The organism is Chitinophaga sp. Cy-1792 (assembly GCF_011752935.1).
Lineage (GTDB): Bacteria > Bacteroidota > Bacteroidia > Chitinophagales > Chitinophagaceae > Chitinophaga.
In genome coordinates, this window is the sequence record NZ_VWWO01000017.1 from 1 (window position 1) to 803 (window position 803).

An 803-nucleotide genomic window follows, 5' to 3' on the forward strand; every position below is an offset into this window, starting at 1 on the left:
GCAGCATCGGGTACTCCGAGTTCAGTACGGAACCGACGCGCGAGGAACTCGCTGAACAGGCACTCAGATGGATTCCGCTTTATACGCGCTGTTTCGGCGTGATAGATGAAACCACGGCCGATTGTTGGAAGATCGTCAAGTTCTTGATCGATGTCACGGGTCTGCCACCGGGCCAGATTGCGGAGTTGTGCGGCGCAGACGAGGTAGATACCTCGGTGTCTGGTTGATCCGCCTTAGGCGCTGGTGTGGGGGCAGTTCAGAGGAAATTGCCGTGAACGAAGACCAAAAGCCGCCCAGACTAAGTTCCGCCGGACTGGCAGCCGTACTACTGGCAGCGTTGTTGCCGATGGCAGATTCGTTCATCGTCAACGTCGCGCTCGCCGAGATCGATGCAGAGCTCAATCCCGGCCCGGGCTCACTTGAGCTTATTGTGGCCGGCTACGTCGTAGCCTTCACTGTACTGCTGGTCCTCTGCGGACGACTTGGTGACATTTATGGGCGCAAGCGAGTCCTTATGATCGGCCTGACGCTGTTCACCCTTGCGTCACTGCTCTGCGCCCCAGCTCCCACGACTCAAGCACTCATTGCGGCTCGTGTAGCGCAAGGAGCTACAGCGGCGATGATTCCACCGCAGGTACTCGGCACCATCGCGACAGCGGTCGAGGAAGAACACCGGCCACGGGCAATGAGTCTGTTTGCAGTAGTAAGTGGACTAGCTGCCGTGATCGGGCTGGTACTCGGCGGAGTGCTCGTACACGCAGATCTACTGGGCACATCGTGGAGACCGATCTTCCTAATCAACC

At 58.4% G+C, this 803-nt stretch carries 2 protein-coding genes; both read left to right on the plus strand.

Annotation, left to right across the window (positions count from 1 at the left end; translation table 11 throughout):
- Window positions 1-227 (plus strand): hypothetical protein (locus tag F3J22_RS30435; protein WP_205195789.1); only part of this gene is annotated, 227 nt, incomplete at its 5' end.
- 44 nt (window positions 228-271) lie between these two features.
- Window positions 272-803 (plus strand): MFS transporter (locus tag F3J22_RS30255; RefSeq protein WP_205195790.1); only part of this gene is annotated, 532 nt, incomplete at its 3' end.